Here is a 23,738-nt window from a genome sequence, read left to right on the forward strand (position 1 = left end):
ATAAACAATTAAATATTTAAAAAGAAATGGCTAGATATACTGGACCAAAATCAAGAATCGCCCGTAAATTCGGAGAAGGAATCTTTGGAGCTGATAAAGTTTTATCAAAGAAGAACTACCCTCCCGGACAACACGGTAATTCTAGAAAAAGAAAAACTTCTGAATATGGTGTGCAACTTCGTGAAAAGCAGAAAGCTAAATACACCTATGGAGTTTTAGAGAAACAATTCCGCAATTTGTTTGAAAAAGCAGCTACTGCTAAAGGTATTACCGGTGAGGTACTTCTTCAATTGCTGGAAAGCCGTCTTGACAACGTAGTATTCCGTTTGGGTATTGCTCCTACGCGTGCTGCTGCTCGTCAGTTGGTTGGTCACAAGCACATTACTGTAGATGGTGAAGTGGTAAACATTCCTTCATATGCAGTAAAACCGGGTCAATTGATTGGTGTTCGTGAAAGATCTAAATCTTTGGAAGTTGTTGCTAACTCTCTCGCTGGTTTCAATCACAGCAAGTATGCATGGTTGGAATGGGACGAAGCTTCAAAGGTTGGTAAAATGTTGCACATACCTGAAAGAGCAGACATTCCTGAGAACATTAAAGAACATTTGATCGTTGAATTGTATTCTAAATAATAATTAATTTCATGGCGATATTAGCATTTCAAAAACCTGATAAAGTATTGATGTTGGAGGCGGACTCCAGATTCGGTAAATTCGAATTTCGTCCGTTGGAACCGGGTTTTGGTATTACCGTAGGTAATGCATTACGCCGTATCCTTCTTTCTTCATTAGAGGGTTTTGCTATCACTACCATCAGAATCGATGGTGTGGAGCATGAATTTTCTAGTGTACCTGGAGTAAAAGAGGATGTTACCAACATTATCTTGAATCTGAAACAAGTAAGATTCAAGCAAGTAGTTGAAGAGTTCGAGAGCGAAAAAGTGAGCATCACTGTCGAGAATTCCAGTGAATTTAAAGCAGGTGACATAGGTAAGTATTTGACTGGATTTGAAGTGTTAAATCCGGAATTAGTTATTTGTCATTTAGATTCTAAGTCAACTATGCAGATTGATATTACAATTAACAAAGGACGTGGTTATGTACCTGCCGATGAAAATCGCGAGTATTGCACGGATGTTAATGTAATTCCAATCGACTCTATTTATACACCGATACGTAATGTCAAGTATGCTGTAGAAAACTTCCGTGTAGAACAGAAGACTGACTACGAAAAGCTAGTACTTGAAATTAGTACCGACGGTTCTATACATCCGAAGGAAGCGCTGAAAGAAGCTGCAAAAATTCTGATTTATCACTTCATGTTGTTCTCTGACGAGAAGATCACGCTTGAAAGTAACGATACTGACGGCAATGAAGAGTTTGATGAAGAAGTATTGCACATGCGTCAGCTGTTGAAGACTAAGCTCGTTGATATGGACTTGTCAGTTCGTGCCCTCAACTGTTTGAAGGCTGCTGACGTAGAAACTCTTGGCGACTTGGTACAGTTCAACAAAACTGACCTGCTGAAATTCAGAAACTTCGGAAAGAAATCGCTTACCGAGCTTGATGATTTGCTGGAAAGTCTGAATCTGTCGTTTGGAACCGACATTTCTAAATATAAATTGGATAAAGAATAAAAAATGAGACATAATAAAAAATTCAATCATTTAGGTCGTACTGCTTCTCATAGAAGTGCTATGTTATCTAACATGGCTTGCTCTTTGATCAAGCACAAAAGAATCACTACGACTGTTGCAAAGGCAAAAGCTTTGAAGAAGTTTGTTGAGCCTTTGATTACTAAGTCTAAAGAAGACACTACGAACTCTCGTCGTGTTGTATTTAGCAACTTGCAAGATAAGATTGCAGTAACAGAACTGTTCAAAGAAATCTCTGTTAAGATTGCTGATCGTCCGGGTGGTTATACTCGTATCATCAAGACTGGTAACCGTTTGGGGGACAACGCTGAAATGTGCTTCATTGAGTTGGTTGACTACAATGAAAACATGGCTAAAGAAAAAGTTGCTAAGAAAGCCACTCGTACTCGTCGTTCTAAGAAGAGTGCCGAAGCTGCTCCTGCTGCTGTTGAAGCTCCTGCAACTGAAGCTCCGAAAGTTGAAGAACTAAAAGTAGAATCAGCAGAATAATTCAACAATTATTCTTATAGATATAAAAAAGGCTATTCCGAAAGGGATGGCCTTTTTTGTTACGAGCCTGTTTACTTATCCTAAGATAAATTAAAAGATACCCCGAATGAACTTTTCATAAGTGGAATCTGTTATATTTGCAGGAGAATATGGCAAAATTTATAAAGGTAATATTGTTTCTGTTGCTGACAGTTGCCCTTCACGGGATTGCAGGCAATGTTTTCACTGAAAAAACAGTGGAGCAGACAGAGAATGCTGTTACCTATTCAATGAAACAACACGGACAGATCAGTGCTCCTGAGTTTCCTTGTTCACCTGTGGCCGAACTGACAAATTTGCAGAGTCATCAAATATCCGTGACACGTATCCAACGTGTACAGCTTGGAGAATACTTCACTACATTGAGGAATTTGCAGCAATGCGGTGCTGAGCGTGATAATTCACTTTCCCAACATTTAGGGCGGATTTATAACACAACAACTTCCTATTATTGCCAACCAGCGAGTGAATACTATGTATTTACTCTAAGGCATATTATTATTTAGCAGTTAATTTATTGGTATTATTTCTTTTATGATTACTGGTATAATCCGCATACTGGTAACCCTTACTATCTTTATATTTTTACTAATAAATTAAATTTTAAATATTATGGCAACTACTCAAGTTATTGATGCTACTATTTTTGCATCTTCACATCCTGATATCGCTAAACGTACCAGTGTTTCCGGAGTTATTATCTCTTCTGTCATGTTATTGGTGGGGATTTTAGCATTCGCTTCCACTTTTCAACTGGAAGACAAATCATCTACTGTCAGCATGGCTTTAATGGTTCTTGGAACCGGACTATTCCTGATGGGAATTTTCCGTTTTTTCTGGAAATCTAAGGAAGTCGTTTATTTACCTACCGGAAGCGTGGCTAAAGAGCAGAGCATCTTCTTTGATTTGAAGCATATGGACTCTTTGACAAATATAGTTAATTCGGGTTCATTCTCTACCGACTCGGCTATTAAGAGCGAGTCAAGCGGCAATATACGTATGGACGTGATACTTTCTGAAGACAAGAAGTTTGCAGCCGTACAGTTGCTCCAGTTTGTGCCTTACAATTATCAGCCGATAACGTCCGTGCAGTATTTTACGAATGACGGCGCTTCTGCTGTGGTAGCTTTTCTTTCAAAAAGCAAGCAGGGATAATGTGAATTAAAACTGAACTTTAATTTTCATACATAAGGATGGGGATTAGTCGTCAATAACGGCTATCCCCATTTTTTTCATTAAGAAGCAGGCATTCATATTTTGCGCAACTCCGTCTCTCATCCGATAAGAGAAAGTAAGCTCATTATTCGTGATATCTGCTTCAAAACAATAGTTCCGGATATTCTGTGGGAAAGAATCTATTAAAGTTCCCAATAGAAGGTCATGAGTTGCGATGATACCATTCGCATTCATATTCATAAACTGCTTGATGAGTGCAAAAGAACCTTTTTGTTTATCCATAGAGTTTGTACCCTTCAGAATTTCGTCCAGGATGATGAAGAGTTCTTCTCCGGCTTCCAACTTATCTATGATTAACTTTAGCCGTTTCAGCTCAGCAAAAAAATACGATTCGTTGTCGGTCAATGAATCACTGGTACGAAGGCTAGTGACAAGGCGGGCCGGATATATCTCCATTTGATCCGCCCAGACAGGAGCACCAATGCATGCTAAGAGATAATTTACACCTACGGTACGTAAATAAGTACTTTTACCTGCCATATTCGCTCCGGTGATAATAATAAAGAAAGGACGCTTGTCGATGTCTATTCCATTGCGCACGCATTTGTTCCGATCCATTAAAGGATGACCGAGTCCTTTAGCCTGTAAATGAAAAGACTGAGAGCAAATCTTCGGATAAATATATTCAGGATGATTGTATGCGAATGTTGCCAGCGAGCAGTAAGCATCTATTTCTCCGATCGTTTCTATCCAGCGGGGAAGGTCTTTGGCATGCGTATCCTTCCATTGCTCAATTCGCATAACCTGACGTAGTTCCCAAAATATAAGTCCGTTGAGAATAGTGCTCATTAGCAAATTACTCCGTTGATCCAGTGCATTCATTAATTTGGAAAGCTGGCGGACAGCCTGCGAAGCTGTTTGATTCTGACTGGTAAGTTCCGCTTTTAATTGCTGCAATATAGGGCTGTGCATCTCTTTTTTCTCCGTAAGAAGAATCTGATCGGCATATGTGGAGAGAATTTGCAGCTTTTTACCATAAGTAGTTTGCAGTTTTGTAATTCCTTTGGAGAAGACAGAACTGAATATGACAAAACTAATAAATACCCCGCCGGCGGCGCTGGCAGGCAAAATACCTGAAAAGGCAAGACTTATACATACGAGATTGATGATACTTACCGTTATCGGGATAATACGTAATAACGTATGCTTTCGGTAATAACTTGGGCTGTCGGCCCATGTTTTAATTTCGGTAGTATCAGCGGGCTTTCCTTTATAAAGTAATCCAAGTAAACGGATTTGTTGCCGGTATTCCAGTTCTGTGGATAATTCGCGAATAGCTTCCTGGCGCTGTTCAATGGCTTCCTTATTTTCCAGATGACTATTGAACCAATCTGCAAGATGCTGTTTGCCGACAGGTGTTGATGTACGGTTAATATACTGGAAAAGAGAATGTTCCCCGAATACATCCAGATCGAAAGTATAGAGATGTCCCGAATCAATATATTCTTCACCGTCTTCAAAATCAGAGAAATCATATTGGATAGCCCTCAACTCCTGTTCGTTGATTGCTATTTTCTTTTTCAGGAAATCTTTCCGGTGAAACCAAAAGTTGTGACGTTTTACCAACCATACAAATAGGATAAAAGGCAGGATGGCAAATACAGAGATATACAGCCACCCGTCAGCCCAGAAAGTGACTGCACCGGCTATGGCACCGACGAATAAAACCAATCGTAATAGACTAATGTAATAAATACGTTTCCGGGCACTTTGCAGCTCCAACTCTGCTTTTTGAATAATCTGTTGATATGTAGCGATAATCTGTTCCAGTTTTTCCATGACAAATTCAATACTTTTTCGCAAAGGTAATATAATTCACAACGCTCGTGATAGCAGCTTGTTTTAGTCGGGAGCAGATTTACTGTTTATTAACGGTAGGAGATTAAAATATGGATTCGACAATAATTATCCGAATATATCGCCTGATAATGCATATGGAGAAAGTGCATCAGGGAAGCAAATATTGGTTTCCAGTTCCTTTTTTTTCGATATTTCTGTACTCCCCCTTGCATTTATCCGCTAAAATTTATAACTTTCCACTCTAAAATGCGTTTAGCAAGGAAAGGAGGATGGCTTATGAAGAAAGGATGTATCTTATTGTTGCTGATGAGCGTGATTAGCCTTCCGTTAATTGCGCAAAACATAATTTATTCCAACTTGAAAGAGTTGCTTGCTCAAGATGGCGATACCGTTGCCATACTGCGGGTAGAAAAGCGTTCCCGGAATCAGATTGTGCTGACCGGTGGTGCCGATTACCGGGTAACGGCAGGTGATGACGAGTCTATGGGACGGCGGTTGAAAAAGCGTTGTTTTGCTGTGCGCGATGAAAAAGGTGATTTATATTTGAATTGCCGTAAGTTGCGATATAAAAAACTGCGTTTCGGAGCTTGGTATGCTCCGGCTGTCCAGTTAGATAAAAAAATCTATTTCTGTGCCGTGCCTTTAGGCTCTGTTGTCGGTGGGAATTTTGTAGAAGACGATGATGTGAAGCTGGGTGGAAATATCGGTGACGCCCTTGCAGCTTCGAGCTTGGTCACAAAACGTGTCTGCTATGAATTGAATGCCGAGACAGGAAAGATTGAATTCATGGACAAAGACAAGATGCTTGAATTATTAAAGAAATACCCCGAATTGAAACAAGCCTATTTGAAAGATGACAGCCCGGAGGCAAAGCATACTTTTAAATATTTGCTGGAATTGCGGGATAAACAGAAATAATAACTTTCTGACAAGAAAAGTGAAGTTTTTCTTGCCTTTTATCTTCTTTTTTTCTATCTTGCGAAGAGTTGTACGGCTGTATTACTTACAGTTTGTAATCCTTAATTCTGCTTTAGTATGAAGATGACTCTTGGCAACACACTACCGTCTTATCCGGGTTTTGTAAAAGGTATCCGGAGAGCTCCCGACCGTGGTTACACACTTACTCCGGCTCAAACAGTTACAGCACTAAAAAACGCTTTGCGTTATATCCCCTCTGAATGGCACGAGCAGTTAGCCCCCGAATTTATGGAAGAACTGCGTACTCGCGGACGGATTTACGGATACCGCTTTCGTCCTGAAGGCGATTTGAAAGCAAAACCAATAGATGAGTATTGTGGTCGATGCCTGGAAGGTAAAGCCTTTCAAGTGATGATTGACAATAATCTCTGCTTTGATATAGCCTTGTATCCCTACGAACTTGTCACGTACGGTGAGACCGGACAAGTTTGCCAAAACTGGATGCAATATCGCCTGATTAAACAATATCTCGAAGAACTAACCCAGGAACAAACCCTGGTCATAGAGTCCGGTCATCCCTTAGGGCTTTTCCGTTCCCGTCCCGACGCTCCCCGCGTCATTATAACGAACTCCATGATGATCGGCCAATTCGATAATCAGCACGACTGGCACATTGCCGCCCAGATGGGAGTAGCTAATTACGGTCAGATGACAGCCGGCGGTTGGATGTACATCGGCCCGCAGGGAATCGTCCATGGCACATTTAATACCCTGCTCAATGCGGGGCGCTTGAAACTCGGTATTCCACAAGACAAAGATTTGCGGGGACATCTGTTTGTATCTTCCGGTTTGGGCGGAATGAGCGGAGCGCAGCCTAAAGCTGCCGAGATAGCCGGAGCCGCTTCCATAATAGCCGAAGTAGACAGTTCCCGTATTGAAACACGTTATCGCCAAGGTTGGGTAGGACACGTCACGCAAGATATGGAAGAGGCATACCGGATGGCAAACGAAGCGATGCAGCGTCGCGAACCCTGTTCAATAGCCTATCATGGCAATGTAGTCGATCTGCTTGAATATGCCGAACAAAAGAATATCTCCATTGAACTATTATCCGACCAGACCTCTTGTCATGCCGTTTACGAAGGCGGCTATTGCCCTGCCGGACTGACTTTTGAAGAGCGTACACAACTTCTTCACGAATCTCCCGAGCAATTCCGCTGTTTGGTGGATATCTCCTTGCACCGTCATTTCGAAGTAATCAAAAAGCTGGTAGCACGAGGTACCTATTTCTTTGACTATGGAAACTCCTTTATGAAAGCGATTTATGACGCCGGAGTAAAAGAAATCTCCCGCAACGGTGTAGACGAGAAAGACGGATTCATCTGGCCGAGTTACGTAGAAGACATTATGGGACCTCAACTCTTTGACTACGGTTACGGCCCGTTCCGGTGGGTTTGCCTGAGTGGAAAACATGAAGATCTGATAAAGACAGACCATGCAGCCATGGAATGTATCGACGTCAATCGACGCGGTCAGGATTTGGATAATTATAATTGGATACGTGATGCGGAAAAGAACCAGTTGGTAGTGGGAACGCAGGCACGCATTCTTTATCAGGATGCTGTGGGAAGAATGAACATAGCACTCCGCTTCAATGAAATGGTTCGCCGTGGCGAAGTAGGGCCTATCATGTTGGGACGCGACCACCATGACGTGAGCGGCACGGATTCCCCCTTCCGGGAAACATCGAATATAAAAGACGGAAGCAATGTGATGGCAGATATGGCAGTGCAGTGCTTTGCCGGAAACTGCGCCCGTGGAATGAGTCTTGTAGCTTTGCACAATGGTGGCGGAGTCGGTATTGGTAAAGCAATAAACGGTGGTTTCGGTATGGTATGCGATGGTAGCGAACGGGTGGATGAAATACTTCGTTCCGCCATGCTTTGGGATGTAATGGGTGGTGTAGCCCGACGCTCCTGGGCACGTAATCCGCATGCAATAGAAACTAGTGAAGCATTCAACGAATCCCACGCCGGAGACTATCAGATAACACTGCCCTATTTGGCTGACGAAGAATTAATAAAGAAAATAGTTTCAGATATTACGGTGAAGTAATCCCACAAAATATGGGAAAATGTTCCTTTATATTGCGGGAATAAGTTCTCATAAGATAAGAGAATAAGTTCCCACAATATACGGAACTACCCGAAGATGTAGGCGTTTGAAATAAAATATGCAATTGAGCCCAATAATACATGTGGTTGTATTAAACAATATATGTAGTGGAATTAAATAAGGCATATAATTGAATAAAACCTATAGTTATCCTGTAAATGTAACCTATAACATAAATATTTATCATGAGTTGGAATAAAATCATCGAATGTGTCCCCAATTTCAGTGAAGGACGCGATTTAGGGAAAATAGATAAGATAGTAGCTCCTTTCCGTGGCAAGGCAGGCGTAAAGCTACTCGATTACAGCAACGATGAAGACCATAACCGTCTGGTCGTCACTCTCGTCGGTGGACCGGAAGCCTTGCGTGACGCAGTGGTTGAAGCCATCGGAATTGCTGTCCGTCTGATAGACCTGAACCATCATAAAGGACAACACCCCCGCATGGGAGCAGTGGATGTTGTCCCTTTCATTCCCATTAAAAACACTACGATGGAAGAAGCCGTCGAACTTTCAAAAGAAGTTGCCGCTCGCGTAGCCGAACTATATAACCTTCCGGTCTTTCTATACGAAAAATCCGCCACCGCGCCACACCGCGAAAATCTCGCTTCCGTCCGCAAAGGTGAATTTGAAGGAATGGCCGAAAAGATAAAACTTCCCGAATGGCAACCGGACTTTGGCCCCGCCGAACGCCACCCCACTGCTGGAACCGTAGCCATCGGAGCCCGTATGCCGCTTGTCGCATATAATATCAACCTAAGTACGGACAATCTCGAAATAGCTACCAAGATAGCCAAAAATATCCGCCACATCAATGGCGGACTCCGCTATGTCAAGGCGATGGGAGTAGAGCTGAAAGAACGGAACATAACGCAAGTATCCATCAACATGACCGACTACACCCGTACCGCCCTTTACCGTGCCTTCGAATTAACACGTATCGAAGCCCGCCGCTACGGTGTTACGATTGTCGGCAGCGAGATAATCGGCCTTGTGCCGATGGAAGCCCTGATTGACACAGCATCCTACTACCTCGGACTAGAAAACTTCTCCATGCAGCAAGTTCTGGAAGCTCGTATTATGGAATAATTAAAAACAACTATATGAGTGAAAACCTGATTATATTCAACGCCCGCATCGTCACCCCTATCGGCTTTTCCGCCCGTAAAGGGGAAGAAATGTCGCAACTGCAAATCATAGAAAACGGGACGGTGGAAGTAACTAAAGGCATCATCACCTACGTCGGCGAGAACCGTGGTGAAGACCGCGACGGCTACTATCAGCACTACTGGCATTACAATGCCCGCGGGCACTGTCTGCTGCCCGGCTTTGTCGATTCCCATACCCATTTCGTATTCGGTGGTGAACGTTCCGAAGAATTCTCCTGGCGTCTGAAAGGCGAAAGCTACATGTCTATCATGGAACGTGGTGGCGGCATTGCCAGTACCGTGAAAGCGACGCGGAAAATGAACTTCCTGAAACTCCGTTCGACAGCCGAAAGCTTCCTGAAGAAGATGAGTACGATGGGAGTGACCACAGTAGAAGGAAAAAGCGGCTACGGTCTGGATCGTGAAACCGAACTGTTGCAACTAAAAATAATGCGTAGCCTGAACAATGACGAACATAAACGTGTCGACATCGTTTCCACCTTCCTCGGTGCCCATGCCCTTCCTGGAGAATATAAAGGGAAAAGCGAAGAATACAAAGAAAGAGGTGACGACTACATCGACTTCCTGATTCGTGAAATGCTTCCGGTTATCCGTGAGAACGAACTCGCCGAATGTTGCGATGTCTTTTGCGAACAAGGCGTTTTCTCCATCGAGCAATCCCGCCGCCTGCTCCGAGCCGCCAAAGACCAGGGTTTCCTGCTGAAACTTCATGCTGACGAAATAGTCTCCCTCGGCGGCGCTGAACTGGCAGCCGAACTGGGTACCTTATCGGCTGACCATCTGCTACACGCTTCCGATGCCGGAATCCGTGCAATGGCAGATACCGGTGTAGTAGCCACCCTGCTGCCTCTGACCGCCTTTGCCCTGAAAGAACCCTATGCACGCGGACGTGAAATGATCGACGCCGGCTGCGCCGTAGCCCTTGCCACCGACCTCAATCCGGGAAGCTGTTTCTCAGGTTCTATCCCTTTGACTATCGCCCTGGCATGCATCTACATGAAACTAAGCGTAGAAGAAACCATCACCGCCCTGACCTTGAACGGAGCTGCCGCCCTTCACCGGGCCGACCGTATCGGCAGCATTGAAGTCGGCAAGCAAGGTGACTTTGTCGTCCTGAACTCCGCAAACTATCACATTCTACCTTACTATATAGGAATGAATAGTGTAATAATGACCATAAAAGGCGGTATGCTATACCCCGTCAATTAATAACCAATTAAAAAAACAGAATACCATGTTAGCAGATTTAACCGTAAAAGATTTCTTAGATAAAGTGGCTTGCAGTGACCCTGTGCCCGGTGGTGGCAGTATTGCTGCGCTGAACGGAGCATTAGCTTCCGCTCTCACCACAATGGTAGCCCGGCTTACCGTCGGCAAAAAAGGCTACGAAGTCAGCGAAGAACTGATGCAACACGCCCAAACTATCACCCTCCGCCTGCTTGACGAGTTTATCGCACTCATTGACAAAGACTCCGAAGCTTATAACGAAGTATTTGCCTGCTTCAAACTTCCCAAAGCGACCGATGAAGAAAAAGCCGCCCGCAGCGCCGCCATTCAGGAAGCAACTAAAAAGGCCGCCCTCATTCCCCTGGAAGTAGCCCGAAAAGCCCTGGACATGATGACAATCATTGCAGACGTAGTCCACCTCGGCAACCGCAACGCCGTCACAGATGCCTGTGTCGCCATGATGTCCGCCCGTTCCGCCGTCCTCGGAGCTTTGCTGAATGTCCGCATCAACCTCGGTTCGCTCAAAGATCGGGAATTTGTCCTGCAACTGCAAACCGAAGCCGATAAGATAGAGCAAGCCGCCTGTCAGAAAGAGAAAGAAATACTGGATGCCGTTAACCAAGATTTGCGCGTATGAGTAAAAATGTATATCATGTCGGTTCCGGCGAACTGACCTTCGAAGTCATCGAACGGATTATCAACGAGAACCTGAAACTGGAACTGGCTCCCGAAGCAAAGTTGCGCATTCAGAAATGCCGCGACTACCTCGACCGTAAGATAGCTTCTTCCGAAGAACCCCTGTATGGCATTACAACAGGCTTCGGCTCCTTATGTACCAAAAACATCTCCTCCGATGAACTGGGCACACTCCAGGAAAACCTGATAAAGAGCCATGCTTGCAGCGTAGGTGAAGAAATCCGCCCCGTCATTATCAAACTAATGATGCTGCTCAAAGCCCACGCCCTCTCCCTCGGACATAGCGGTGTTCAACTCATTACCGTGCAGCGCATCCTCGATTTCTTCAATAACGACGTCATGCCCATTGTCTACGACCGCGGTTCTCTTGGAGCATCCGGCGACCTCGCCCCACTGGCCAATCTCTTCCTTCCCCTGATCGGTGTCGGCGATGTCTACTACAAAGGAAAGAAATGCGAAGCCATCAGCGTTCTCGACGAATTTGGCTGGGAACCCGTCAAGCTAATGAGCAAAGAAGGGCTCGCCCTGTTGAACGGCACCCAGTTTATGAGCGCCAACGGCGTATTCGCCATGCTCAAAGCCTTCCGCCTTTCGAAGAAAGCCGACCTGATTGCCGCCCTTTCCCTCGAAGCCTTCGACGGCCGTATTGACCCGTTTATGGACTGTATTCAGCAAATCCGCCCTCACCGGGGACAGATTGAGACAGGCGAAGCCTTCCGCAAACTACTGGCCGGCAGCGAATTGATTGAACGTCACAAAGAACATGTGCAAGATCCCTATTCCTTCCGGTGTATCCCGCAAGTGCATGGTGCCACGAAAGATGCCATCCGCTACGTCGCTTCCGTCCTGCTGACGGAAATCAACTCCGTCACCGATAACCCCACCATCTTCCCCGACGAAGACCGGATCATCTCCGGCGGAAACTTCCATGGGCAACCGCTTGCCATCTCTTATGACTTCCTTGCCATCGCTCTCGCCGAATTGGGAAATATTTCCGAACGCCGTGTTTCCCAACTGATTATGGGACTCCGTGGACTCCCCGAATTTCTGGTAGCCAATCCCGGCCTGAACTCCGGCTTTATGATTCCCCAATACGCCGCCGCTTCAATGGTCAGCCAGAATAAAATGTACTGCTATGCCGCATCAAGCGACTCCATCGTCTCTTCCAACGGGCAGGAAGATCATGTGAGTATGGGTGCCAATGCTGCCACCAAGCTATATAAAGTAATGGACAACCTCGAACATATCCTTGCCATCGAACTGATGAACGCCGCTCAAGGCATCGATTTCCGTCGCCCGCTAAAAACGTCTCCCGTACTGGAACGTTTCCTTCACGCATACAGGAAAGAAGTACCTTTTGTGAAAGATGACATCGTGATGTACAAGGAGATACATAAAACAGTCGCCTTCCTGAAAAGGAACCAAATTGAATATTAACCATAAACCCATCCCTTTTTCGTTTTTCGTTAATAAGGGTGACTGTTATGGCCGGGTAAGCGTCGAATTTCATCGGCATTTATCCGGCCTTTATCGGTCAGAACCCTTCTGATAGCGATAAAACTTTACTTCTTATTCCTTTACTTCTTATCTTTGCCGTGTATTTGTTCCGTATTTCCTCTTAACACTTGTTTTCATATCAGTCTGCAGAATGATAATAATTCTCAAATGGATTATAAATACAAGGAAACTAGATTTGTTAATTGAGTTTTCTATATATCTTTGTTCCGTTTTTCCTTTGTGAATGAAGAAAAAACGAAAACTGCATTAAAACAATTAAGAAGAACGAACGATGACAGAGCATGGAAAAGACGCTTCCCAAAGAGCAGAGTTAAGAGAACGAATCGTAGTGACGGCAACGGAAGCTTTCACCTCGAAAGGCATCAAGAGTATTACGATGGACGACATTGCGGCTGCATTGGGTATATCCAAACGTACACTCTATGAAGTTTTTTCGGACAAAGAATCATTGCTGAAGGAATGCATACTGAAGGCACAGGCAGACAGGGACAAGTATTTGCAGCAGATATTTGAGGAGTCGCACAACGTGCTCGAAGTGATACTTGCGGTATTTCAGAAAAGCATCGAGGTGTTCCATAAGACTAATAAGCGCTTTTTTGAAGACATCAAGAAATACCCGAAGGTGTATGAGATGATGAGAGCCCGTCAGGACAGCGATTCGGAGAAAACGATGTCCTTCTTCAAGGTTGGAGTCGATCAGGGCATCTTTCGTTCGGACGTGAATTTTGCCATTGTCAATTTGTTGGTACGCGAGCAGTTTGATGTGCTGCTGAATACGGACATTTGCAATGAATATCCATTTATAGAAGTGTACGAGTCTATCATGTTTACCTATATCCGCGGCATCTCCACAGAGAAAGGAGCCAAGGTACTGGAAGATTTCATACAAGAATACCGTAAGAACCGCATTGTAGAATAAGGAAGAATGAGGTTCTGTTGACAAACAATTAAAGATTTAAATTAGAAACCAGTTTTATGAACAAAATGAAAAGACTGACAGGTAAGAAGATTCTTTTGATGGCTGTAGTGCTCTGTGCATTTGGTTTTGCAAAAGCGCAAGAAACGCAGACAGCGGGGAATACGCTAACCTTAACCTTAGAAAAAGCCTTGGAAATTGCCTTGGATGAGAATCCGACAATGAAAGTGGCGGCAGAAGAAATCGCTTTGAAGAAAGTTGCCGGCAAGGAAGCGTGGCAAAGTCTGTTGCCGGAAGCCAGTATCGCAGGGTCTGTGGATCATACGATCAAGGCAGCCGAAATGAAATTGAATGATATGTCGTTCAAGATGGGACAGGACGGTACGAATACCGCCAATGCCGGATTGAGCATAAATCTGCCTTTGTTCGTGCCGGGTGTATATCGCGCCATGTCAATGACAAAGACGGATATTGAACTGGCAGTGGAGAAGTCGCGTGCTTCCAAACTGGATTTGGTGAATCAGGTAAGCAAAGCCTACTATCAGTTGATGCTTGCGCAAGACAGCTACGAAGTGCTTCAGGGAAGCTACAAATTGGCAGAAGACAATTACAATGTTGTCAACGCCAAATATCAGCAGGGGACTGTGAGCGAATACGATAAAATCAGTGCGGATGTGCAGATGCGCAGCATCAAACCGAACCTGATTGCGGCAGCCAACGCAGTGACTCTCGCTAAGTTGCAGCTCAAGGTATTGATGGGCATTACAGCCGATGTGGAGATTAAGATTAATGATAATCTGACTAATTACGAGATGGCTATGTTTGCCAATCAGTTGAAGGAAGAAGAGGTTAATCTGAACAACAATACCACCATGAAGCAGTTGGAACTGAACATGAAGTTACTGGAGAAGAACGTAAAGTCCTTGAAAACGAATTTCATGCCGACCCTGTCAATGAGCTTCTCCTACAACTATCAGTCTTTGTATAATCCGAATATCAACTTCTTCGATTATACATGGAGCAACAGTTCAAGCCTGATGTTCAATCTTAGCATCCCTTTGTATAAGGCAAGCAACTTTACGAAAGTGAAATCCGCCCGTATTCAGCAGCGCCAGTTGGACTGGAACCGTATTGACACAGAAAGACAATTGAATATGCAGATTGTAAGTTACCGTAACAATATGGCTGCCAGTACAGAGCAGGTAGTCAGCAATAAAGAAAACGTGTTGCAGGCAAAGAAGGCAGTGACCATTGCCGAAAAACGCTATGATGTAGGTAAAGGTACGGTGCTCGAACTCAATAGTTCGCAGGTATCACTGACTCAGGCACAACTCACTTACAATCAGTCCATATATGATTATCTGGTTGCTAAGGCAGACCTCGACCAAGTATTGGGAAAAGAATAAAGATAGACAACTAAAAAATTACAACTAAGGAATATGAAAACAAGTATCCAATTGGCAGCCCTATTGTTAACTGTATTTATGGGCTCATGTACAGGTGGAAAAGATAAAGTTGCCACGGAGCAGGTGGAAGACAAACCCATCGTGAAGCTGGCAGACGTAACGGCACGTCCCGTAGACCAGATACAGGATTACACGGCAACGGTAGAAGCGGAAGCGAAAAACAACATCGCTCCTTCATCTCCCGTGCGTATCGACCGTATCTTTGTAGAAGTGGGCGACCGCGTATCCAAAGGACAGAAATTAGTGGAAATGGATGCGGCCAACCTGCAACAGACAAAGCTGCAACTAGATAATCAGGAGATAGAATTCAAGCGTATCGACGAACTCTATAAAGTAGGCGGTGCGTCCAAGTCGGAGTGGGATGCTTCGAAGATGCAACTCGACGTGAAGAAGACAGCTTACAAGAATCTGGTGGAAAACACCTCTTTGCTGAGTCCTATCAACGGTGTAGTTACTGCACGCAACTATGATAACGGCGATATGTACAGTGGCGGTGACCCTGTACTGGTAGTAGAACAAATCACTCCGGTGAAACTCCTTATCAATGTTTCCGAAACTTACTTTACCAAAGTGAAGAAAGGCGCACCTGTCGATGTGAAACTCGATGTATATGGTGACGAGACATTTACAGGAAAGATCAGCCTGATTTATCCTACGATAGACGCCACTACCCGCACATTCCCGGTCGAAATCAAACTGGATAACAGGGATCAGCGTGTACGTCCCGGGATGTTCGCCCGTGCTACACTGAACTTCGGTACGGCCGACAACGTGGTCGTTCCTGATTTGGCTATCGTAAAGCAGGCAGGTTCCGGCGACCGTTATGTGTTCGTTTATAAAGATGGTAAAGTATCTTATAATAAAGTAGAGTTAGGTAGACGTATGGGTGCGGAGTACGAGTTGAAATCCGGTGTGCCCGATAATTCTCAAGTTGTAGTTGCCGGCCAGGCACGTTTGGTGAACGGCGTAGAAGTAGAAGTTGAGAAATAAATAAACGGTTAACGATTAGTGATTGGCGTTTTTTCATCAATCACTGTTCACTAACAAATTAATCCCTAAAGAAATGAGTTTATACGAAGGTGCGGTTAAGAAACCGATTATGACCTCGCTCTGCTTCCTGGCAGTGGTGATCTTTGGTCTTTTCTCCTTGTCCAAATTGCCTATCGACCTGTATCCGGACATTGATACAAACACGATCATGGTAATGACCGCTTATCCCGGCGCAAGTGCTTCGGATATAGAAAATAATGTGACTCGCCCGCTCGAAAATACACTGAACGCGGTGAGCAACCTGAAACATATAACCTCTCGTTCTTCCGAAAATATGTCATTGATTACATTGGAGTTCGAGTTTGGTAATGATATTGACGTCCTCACAAATGATGTGCGCGATAAGCTCGACATGGTAAGCTCACAGCTTCCCGATGATGTCGAGAACCCGATTATCTTCAAGTTCAGTACGGACATGATTCCTATCGTGTTGCTTTCCGTACAGGCGAATGAGAGCCAGTCCGCGCTTTACAAGATATTGGACGACCGTGTGGTTAACCCTCTGGCACGTATTCCGGGAGTTGGAACGGTGTCCATCAGTGGTGCGCCGCAACGTGAGATACAGGTATATTGCGACCCCAACAAACTGGAAGCCTATAACTTGACCATCGAAACAATCAGCTCCATCATCGGAGCCGAGAACAAGAACATTCCGGGTGGTAACTTCGATATCGGTAGTGAGACATACTCCTTGCGTGTCGAAGGAGAATTTGATGACTCCAGCCAGTTGGCAGATGTCGTGGTGGGTACGCACAATGGGGCGAATGTCTTTTTGCGTGACGTAGCCCGAATTGTGGATACGGTAGAAGAGCGTGCACAGGAAACCTATAATAACGGTGTGCAGGGTGCCATGATTGTTGTTCAGAAGCAGTCGGGAGCCAATTCGGTAGAAATCTCCAGGAAAGTAGCCGATGCACTGCCGAGACTTCAGAAGAACCTGCCGAGTGACGTGAAGATTGGTGTTATCGTCGATACGTCCGATAACATTTTGAACACTATCGACAGTTTGACGGAAACCGTAGCCTATGCCTTGCTGTTCGTAGTATTAGTCGTATTCCTCTTCCTGGGACGCTGGCGTGCGACGTTGATTATCTGTATCACCATTCCGCTTTCGTTGATTGCTTCATTCATTTACCTGGCGATCAGTGGAAATACGATTAATATTATCTCGCTTTCATCCCTTTCTATCGCTATCGGTATGGTGGTGGATGACGCGATTGTAGTACTTGAGAACGTAACGACACATATCGAACGCGGTTCCGACCCGAAACAGGCGGCCGTGCATGGAACGAATGAGGTGGCGATTTCCGTTATTGCTTCTACGCTGACCATGATTGCCGTATTCTTCCCGTTGACGATGGTAAGCGGTATGTCCGGTGTACTTTTCAAACAGTTGGGTTGGATGATGTGTGCCATCATGTTTATCTCCACCGTGGCGGCTTTGTCACTGACGCCGATGCTCTGTTCGCAGTTGCTACGTTTGCAGAAGAAGCAGTCGAAAGCATTTAAACTACTCTTTACCCCGATTGAAAAAACATTGGACGGACTCGACACCTGGTATGCGAAGATGCTGAACTGGGCAGTGCGTCATCGTTGGATAATCGTTCTGGGATGTATCGCTTTCTTCGCTGTCAGCTTGCTGTGTGCCAAAGGTATTGGTACAGAGTTCTTTCCAGCGCAGGATAACGCCCGTATTGCAGTGCAACTGGAGTTGCCTATCGGTACGAGAAAAGAGATAGCACAGGAACTTTCGCAGAAGTTGACCAACCAGTGGATGACCAAGTATAAGGGCATTATGAAAGTATGTAACTATACAGTGGGACAAGCCGACTCGGACAATACATGGGCTTCCATGCAGGACAACGGTTCGCATATTATCTCGTTCAACATCAGTCTGGTGGATCCGGGCGATCGTAACATCACGCTCGAAAAAGTCTGCGACGAGATGCGTACTGACCTGAAAGCCTATCCTGAATTCAGTAAGGCGCAGGTAATTCTCGGTGGTAGCAATACAGGTATGTCTGCCCAAGCCAGTGCTGACTTCGAAGTGTACGGATACGACATGGCAATGACCGATAGCGTGGCAGCCCGTCTGAAACGCGAGTTGCTGAATGTGAAAGGCGTAACCGAAGTAAACATCAGCCGTAGCGACTACCAGCCGGAATATCAGGTAGACTTCGACCGCGAGAAACTGGCGATGCACGGACTGAACCTGGCAACTGCCGGTAACTATCTCCGTAACCGTATCAATGGTGCCGTCGCTTCCAAATATCGTGAAGATGGAGACGAGTATGATATCAAAGTGCGTTACGCGCCCGAACATCGTACAAGTCTTGAAAGTATAGAGAACATTCTTATTTACAATAGCAAAGGTGAGTCCGTCCGTGTGAAAGACGTCGGAAAGGTAGTAGAACGTTTTGCTCCGCCTACCATCGAGCGTAAAGACCGCGAACGTATCGTGACGGTGTCCGCCGTAATTTCCGGTGCTCCGTTGGGTGATGTGGTTGCTTCCGGTAACCAGATTATTGACAAGATGCACCTGCCGGGTGATGTGACCATTCAGATTTCCGGTTCGTACGAAGATCAGCAGGATTCGTTCCGCGACTTGGGTACACTCGCCATTCTGATTGTGGTTCTCGTATTCATCGTGATGGCTGCGCAGTTCGAGTCTCTGACTTATCCGTTCATCATCATGTTCTCACTGCCGTTTGCGTTTAGCGGTGTCTTGATGGCATTGTTCTTCACGGGCAGCACATTGAGTGTCATGAGTCTGTTGGGAGGTATCATGTTGATTGGTATTGTGGTGAAGAATGGTATTGTGCTTATCGACTACATCATCCTCTGTCGGGAGCGCGGTCAGTCGGTGTTGCACGCCGTAGTGACGGCCGGTAAGAGCCGTCTCCGTCCGGTATTGATGACTACTGCTACCACCGTTCTCGGTATGATTCCGATGGCAATAGCCGGCGGACAAGGTTCCGAGATGTGGAGCCCGATGGCGATTGCCGTAATTGGTGGTCTGACGGTATCAACCGTTCTGACTTTGATTCTGATTCCTACCTTATATTGTGTATTCGCAGGAACGGGAATCAAGAACCAGCGTCGTAAACTCCGTCGTCAACGTGAACTGGATCTTTATTACCAGGAAAATAATTAGGATATCATTAAGAAATAACAACTAAGAAATATGAAATCAGTATTGATAACATTCGACCAGGCTTATTACGAACGAATCATTGCGTTGCTCGACCGTTTGGGTTGCCGTGGTTTCACATATCTCGAGAGAGTACAGGGACGCGGCTCGAAGACAGGCGACCCTCATTTCGGAAGCCATGCCTGGCCGAGTATGTGTTCGTCCATCCTGACCGTTGTAGACGACAGTAAAGTTGACCCGCTGTTGGATATCTTGCATAAGATGGACTTGCAAACTGAGCAATTAGGCTTGCGTGCATTTGTGTGGAACATTGAACGGACCATTTGATATTCGGTTCGGCAGATAAATAAAACGAAAAGGAGAATCTCATAAATAATGTAGATTCTCCTTTCTTTTTATGGCTTTTGTCTATCTTTGCGGTCGTTTGGGATTTTGGAACATTATGGAGATTATAAAGAATTATTTGAAATATTCGTTGTGGTTTGTACTGATTGTTTTTGCAGCCCTGCTGGGGCTTCATTGGCTTCCGGCCATCACCATAGACGGACACACGCTGAGGCGTGTAGACCTTTTGAGCGATATTCGCTATCCGGGTACAGATACAGCCGTGGCCGATTCGGACAGTATTCCTCTGCCGCCTGTGGTGAAACCGGTTTTTGTAGATACCTGTCGGGCGGGTATGACCTGTATTGAAGATTATAGCGATTCCACCCATCGTGGCATGGCTCCTTTTTACGAAGCCCTCGACCGGGTCTCTTCCGCAACCTCCGAATCATCCGATGATAAATTAGTGCGTATTGCCGTATTCGGTGACTCCTTTATCGAAGCGGACATCTTTACAGCCGACTTACGCGAAATGCTTCAGAAACGTTTCGGCGGTTGTGGAGTAGGTTTCGTCACCATCACTTCCATGACAAGCGGTTACCGTCCTACGGTGCGGCATATGTTCGGTGGATGGGCGAGCCACGCAGTGACGGACAGCGTCTATTTTGACAGGAAAAAGCAAGGCATCTCCGGTCATTATTTCGTTCCCCGAAATGGGGCTTATGTAGAACTGCGCGGACAGAGCAAATACGCCTCATTGCTTGATACCTGTCAGCGCGCTTCTATTTTCTTCTATAATAGAGATTCCGTCCACCTCTCTGCCCGTGTGAACAAAGGAGACAGTAGAAGCTACGCTCTGCCACCTTCCGGCAGCTTGCAGGAAGTTCAGGTAGACGGGCGCATCGGCTCTATCCGTTGGACGGTAGACCGTGCCGACTCCACACTCTTTTATGGCTTGGCAATGGACGGAAAGAAAGGAATCATTCTCGATAACTTCTCCTTGCGTGGCAGTTCCGGTCTTTCCCTGCGTGGCATCCCGCAACAAATGTTGAAGGAATTTAACCGTCAGCGTCCCTACGACTTGATTATTCTTGAATACGGGTTGAACGTCGCTACCGAACGCGGACGTAACTACGATAACTACCAGAAAGGACTACTTACCGCCATCGACCATCTGAAAACGTGTTTTCCACAAGCCGGAATCTTGCTGTTAAGTGTCGGTGACCGTGACTACAAGAACGAGAATGGTGAACTTCGCACTATGCCGGGTGTCAAGAACCTGATCCGTTATCAACAGAATATCGCCGCCGAAAGCGGTATCGCCTTTTGGAATATGTTCGAAGCAATGGGCGGTGAAGGTAGTATGGCGAAACTTGTCCATGCCAAACCGTCTATGGCAAACTACGACTATACGCATATCAACTTCCGGGGTGGCAAACACTTGGCAGGACTGCTTTATGAGACATTGATATATGGTAAAGAACAACACGACAGGAGGAGAGCTTATGAGAAAGAATAACCTGCTGCCTGTTATAATGTTTATTTGGACTGTAATCCTGAACATCTCCTGTTTCGTGCCGGAAGCGACAGCGCAAGACCGTATCCCTGCTTGCCCACCGTTAGGCAAGACTCTAAAGAAAATCAAGCCCTTGCGTGAAATGACCTGGGCGAATGATACCATCTCTGCGCAAATCTTCTTCCCGACAGCTTTCCGTGAAACCGGACGGAATGAGATTATCGACAGCATAGCCCTGTTGTCTCCTGTATTCGAACATCTCCGCCAAGTGCGTGCCGGACTCTCCGAAGATACAGTCTGCATCGTTCATATCGGTGACAGCCACGTACGCGGACATATTTATCCGCAAACTACCGGAACCCGCCTGACCGAGACTTTCGGTGCTGTCTCCTACATAGACAAAGGAGTGAACGGAGCCACCTGTCTCACCTTTACCCATCCCGACCGTATCGCCGAAATCGCAGCCTTGAAACCCGAACTGTTGATTCTTTCTTTCGGAACGAATGAAAGCCATAACCGGCGTTATAATATGAATGTGCACTATAATCAGATGGATGAACTGGTAAAACTCCTGCGCGACAGTCTTCCCAACGTGCCTATTCTTCTCACTACTCCACCGGGTTCATATGAAAGTTTCCGGCAAAGAAGGCGCAGACGTACCTATGCCATTAATCCCCGCACGGCGACAGCCGCAGAGACGATTCGTCGCTATGCTAAAAATAATCGCCTGCTGGTCTGGGATATGTACGATGTAGTCGGCGGCAAGCGTCGTGCCTGCACCAACTGGACGGAAGCCAAATTGATGCGTCCCGATCATGTACATTATTTACCCGAAGGATATATCCTTCAAGGAAATTTATTATACCAAGCCATCATAAAAGCATATAACGACTATGTTTCCCATTGATATAGATTTCAGTAGACTAAAAGAGGTACTTACCTACGACCCGCAAGCGCCGATGATATTCAGCAGCGGTATCTTCCTTTGGCTGTTCGCTGCTTTCATGGTAGTGTATGTGTTGTTACAACATAAATACACTGCCCGTATCTTGTTTGTCACCCTCTTTTCCTATTATTTCTACTACAAGAGTAGTGGTACTTATTTCTTCCTGCTTGCCATAGTCACTGTTGCCGACTTCTTCCTTGCGCAACTGATGGATCGTACCCAGGGACATTGGAAGCGTAAAGGATTGGTCACTTTGAGCTTGGGTATTAATCTGGGACTTCTTGTCTATTTCAAATATACCAATTTCCTGGGTGGAGTGATCGCTTCATTGATGGGTGGAGAGTTTACCGCTCTCGACATCTTCCTGCCTGTCGGCATCTCTTTTTTCACTTTTCAGTCATTGAGCTACACCATCGATGTTTACCGAAAAGAAATAAAACCATTGACCAATCTTTTGGACTATGCCTTTTATGTATCTTTCTTCCCGCAATTGGTGGCAGGCCCTATCGTACGTGCCCGCGATTTTATCCCACAAATCCGGAAACCCTTATTTGTTTCACAGGAGATGTTCGGACGCGGAATCTTTCTGATCGTTTCCGGTCTTTTCAAGAAAGCCATTATCTCCGATTATATCAGCATCAACTTTGTAGAACGTATCTTCGATAATCCTACCCTCTATTCGGGAGTCGAGAACCTGATGGGGCTTTACGGGTATGCTTTGCAGATTTATTGCGACTTTTCAGGATATAGTGACATGGCTATCGGCATCGCCCTGCTACTGGGATTCCATTTCAACCTGAACTTCAATTCTCCTTATAAATCCGCTTCCATTACCGAATTTTGGCGTCGTTGGCATATATCGCTGTCCAGTTGGTTGAAAGATTATCTATACATCTCCTTAGGTGGAAACCGGAAAGGAAAGTTCCGTCAATACTTGAATCTGATAATCACCATGTTTCTTGGTGGATTATGGCACGGAGCATCCTGGAATTTCGTACTGTGGGGAACCTTCCACGGTGTAGCTTTGGCATTGCATAAAATGTGGATGACAATCACCGGGCGCAAGAAAGGTGAGCAAAGCCATGGCTGGCGTCGTGTATTCGGCGTTATCATCACTTTCCATTTCGTATGCTTCTGTTGGATATTCTTCCGCAATGCTGATTTTCAAAACTCGATGGATATGTTGAAACAGTTATTCACCACTTTCCGTCCCCAACTTTTTCCGCAGTTGATAGAAGGTTACTGGCGCGTGTTCGCTTTAATGCTGCTCGGCTTCATGCTCCATTTTGCGCCCGATAGTTGGGAAAATGCCGTGTGCCGTGGAGTAATCCGCCTGCCTTTCATAGGGAAAGCATTGCTGATGACAGGCTTGATTTACCTCGTCATCCAAATGAAAAGCTCGGAGATTCAACCGTTTATTTATTTCCAGTTCTAACGGACTATATTAGA

At 45.4% G+C, this 23,738-nt stretch carries 20 protein-coding genes; 19 read left to right on the plus strand and 1 reads right to left on the minus strand.

Features of this window, described 5'->3' with window-relative positions; all coding sequences use genetic code 11:
* Nucleotides 1–26: 26 nt before the first annotated feature.
* The 5 genes from rpsD (at nt 27) to BQ7997_RS17405 (ending at nt 3,337) form a co-directional block, all read left to right on the plus strand.
* Nucleotides 27–632, plus strand: a complete 606-nt coding sequence (gene rpsD, locus BQ7997_RS17385) for a 30S ribosomal protein S4 (RefSeq protein WP_044655935.1) — start codon at nt 27–29, stop codon at nt 630–632.
* 11 nt (nt 633–643) lie between these two features.
* A complete protein-coding gene (locus tag BQ7997_RS17390; protein WP_004296325.1) occupies nt 644–1,636 on the plus strand; it encodes a DNA-directed RNA polymerase subunit alpha in 993 nt (330 codons plus the stop codon).
* A 3-nt stretch (nt 1,637–1,639) separates the two neighbouring features.
* A complete protein-coding gene (rplQ, locus tag BQ7997_RS17395; RefSeq protein ID WP_073347355.1) occupies nt 1,640–2,143 on the plus strand; it encodes a 50S ribosomal protein L17 in 504 nt (167 codons plus the stop codon).
* A 149-nt stretch (nt 2,144–2,292) separates the two neighbouring features.
* Nucleotides 2,293–2,688 (plus strand): hypothetical protein, encoded by a 396-nt coding sequence (locus BQ7997_RS17400; RefSeq protein WP_044655933.1) that lies wholly within the window; start codon nt 2,293–2,295, stop codon nt 2,686–2,688.
* Between the two features lie 106 nt (nt 2,689–2,794).
* On the plus strand, nt 2,795–3,337 hold the full coding sequence (locus BQ7997_RS17405) for a hypothetical protein (RefSeq protein WP_073347356.1): 543 nt from the start codon (nt 2,795–2,797) through the stop codon (nt 3,335–3,337).
* 45 nt (nt 3,338–3,382) lie between these two features.
* On the opposite strand, the gene BQ7997_RS17410 is transcribed toward BQ7997_RS17405, so the two are convergent.
* Nucleotides 3,383–5,197 (minus strand): MutS family DNA mismatch repair protein, encoded by a 1,815-nt coding sequence (locus tag BQ7997_RS17410; protein ID WP_073347357.1) that lies wholly within the window; start codon nt 5,195–5,197, stop codon nt 3,383–3,385.
* A 297-nt stretch (nt 5,198–5,494) separates the two neighbouring features.
* On the opposite strand from BQ7997_RS17410, the gene BQ7997_RS17415 reads away from it, so the two are divergent.
* From BQ7997_RS17415 to BQ7997_RS17480, 14 genes are all read left to right on the plus strand, one after another.
* Nucleotides 5,495–6,136: a DUF6563 family protein gene (locus BQ7997_RS17415; RefSeq protein WP_073347493.1), complete on the plus strand. Its 642-nt coding sequence runs from the start codon at nt 5,495–5,497 to the stop codon at nt 6,134–6,136.
* 117 nt (nt 6,137–6,253) lie between these two features.
* Nucleotides 6,254–8,251 carry a urocanate hydratase gene (locus BQ7997_RS17420; protein WP_073347358.1) on the plus strand — a complete coding sequence of 666 codons (1,998 nt, stop codon included), beginning with the start codon at nt 6,254–6,256 and terminating at the stop codon, nt 8,249–8,251.
* Between the two features lie 245 nt (nt 8,252–8,496).
* Nucleotides 8,497–9,399, plus strand: a complete 903-nt coding sequence (gene ftcD / locus BQ7997_RS17425; protein ID WP_073347359.1) for a glutamate formimidoyltransferase — start codon at nt 8,497–8,499, stop codon at nt 9,397–9,399.
* 14 nt (nt 9,400–9,413) lie between these two features.
* The gene (gene hutI, locus BQ7997_RS17430) at nt 9,414–10,688 is read left to right on the plus strand and encodes an imidazolonepropionase (RefSeq protein ID WP_073347360.1); all 1,275 of its coding nucleotides are present in this window, start codon (nt 9,414–9,416) and stop codon (nt 10,686–10,688) included.
* A gap of 25 nt (nt 10,689–10,713) precedes the next feature.
* Entirely contained in the window at nt 10,714–11,343 is a 630-nt protein-coding gene (locus BQ7997_RS17435; protein WP_044654054.1) for a cyclodeaminase/cyclohydrolase family protein, read from the plus strand.
* On the plus strand, nt 11,340–12,839 hold the full coding sequence (hutH, locus tag BQ7997_RS17440; RefSeq protein WP_044654055.1) for a histidine ammonia-lyase: 1,500 nt from the start codon (nt 11,340–11,342) through the stop codon (nt 12,837–12,839). Before BQ7997_RS17435 ends, hutH begins: the two co-directional genes overlap by 4 nt.
* Before the next feature lie 352 nt (nt 12,840–13,191).
* Nucleotides 13,192–13,839: a TetR/AcrR family transcriptional regulator gene (locus BQ7997_RS17445; RefSeq protein WP_044654056.1), complete on the plus strand. Its 648-nt coding sequence runs from the start codon at nt 13,192–13,194 to the stop codon at nt 13,837–13,839.
* Between the two features lie 56 nt (nt 13,840–13,895).
* Nucleotides 13,896–15,242 (plus strand): TolC family protein, encoded by a 1,347-nt coding sequence (locus BQ7997_RS17450; protein WP_073347361.1) that lies wholly within the window; start codon nt 13,896–13,898, stop codon nt 15,240–15,242.
* Nucleotides 15,243–15,275: 33 nt separating this feature from the next.
* Nucleotides 15,276–16,292, plus strand: coding sequence for an efflux RND transporter periplasmic adaptor subunit (locus tag BQ7997_RS17455; protein ID WP_022136805.1), 1,017 nt, complete (start codon nt 15,276–15,278; stop codon nt 16,290–16,292).
* Between the two features lie 73 nt (nt 16,293–16,365).
* The gene (locus tag BQ7997_RS17460) at nt 16,366–19,506 is read left to right on the plus strand and encodes an efflux RND transporter permease subunit (protein WP_073347362.1); all 3,141 of its coding nucleotides are present in this window, start codon (nt 16,366–16,368) and stop codon (nt 19,504–19,506) included.
* A gap of 30 nt (nt 19,507–19,536) precedes the next feature.
* Nucleotides 19,537–19,830 carry a PG0541 family transporter-associated protein gene (locus BQ7997_RS17465; RefSeq protein WP_022136803.1) on the plus strand — a complete coding sequence of 98 codons (294 nt, stop codon included), beginning with the start codon at nt 19,537–19,539 and terminating at the stop codon, nt 19,828–19,830.
* A gap of 115 nt (nt 19,831–19,945) precedes the next feature.
* A complete protein-coding gene (locus tag BQ7997_RS17470; RefSeq protein WP_073347494.1) occupies nt 19,946–21,346 on the plus strand; it encodes an SGNH/GDSL hydrolase family protein in 1,401 nt (466 codons plus the stop codon).
* Nucleotides 21,333–22,250, plus strand: a complete 918-nt coding sequence (locus BQ7997_RS17475) for an SGNH/GDSL hydrolase family protein (protein ID WP_073347363.1) — start codon at nt 21,333–21,335, stop codon at nt 22,248–22,250. Before BQ7997_RS17470 ends, BQ7997_RS17475 begins: the two co-directional genes overlap by 14 nt.
* Nucleotides 22,237–23,724: an MBOAT family O-acyltransferase gene (locus BQ7997_RS17480; RefSeq protein WP_073347364.1), complete on the plus strand. Its 1,488-nt coding sequence runs from the start codon at nt 22,237–22,239 to the stop codon at nt 23,722–23,724. The genes BQ7997_RS17475 and BQ7997_RS17480 overlap by 14 nt, the downstream gene beginning before the upstream one ends.
* The last annotated feature ends 14 nt before the right edge of the window (nt 23,725–23,738 follow it).

Origin of the sequence: Bacteroides congonensis (genome assembly GCF_900130125.1) — a bacterium.
GTDB lineage: Bacteria > Bacteroidota > Bacteroidia > Bacteroidales > Bacteroidaceae > Bacteroides > Bacteroides congonensis.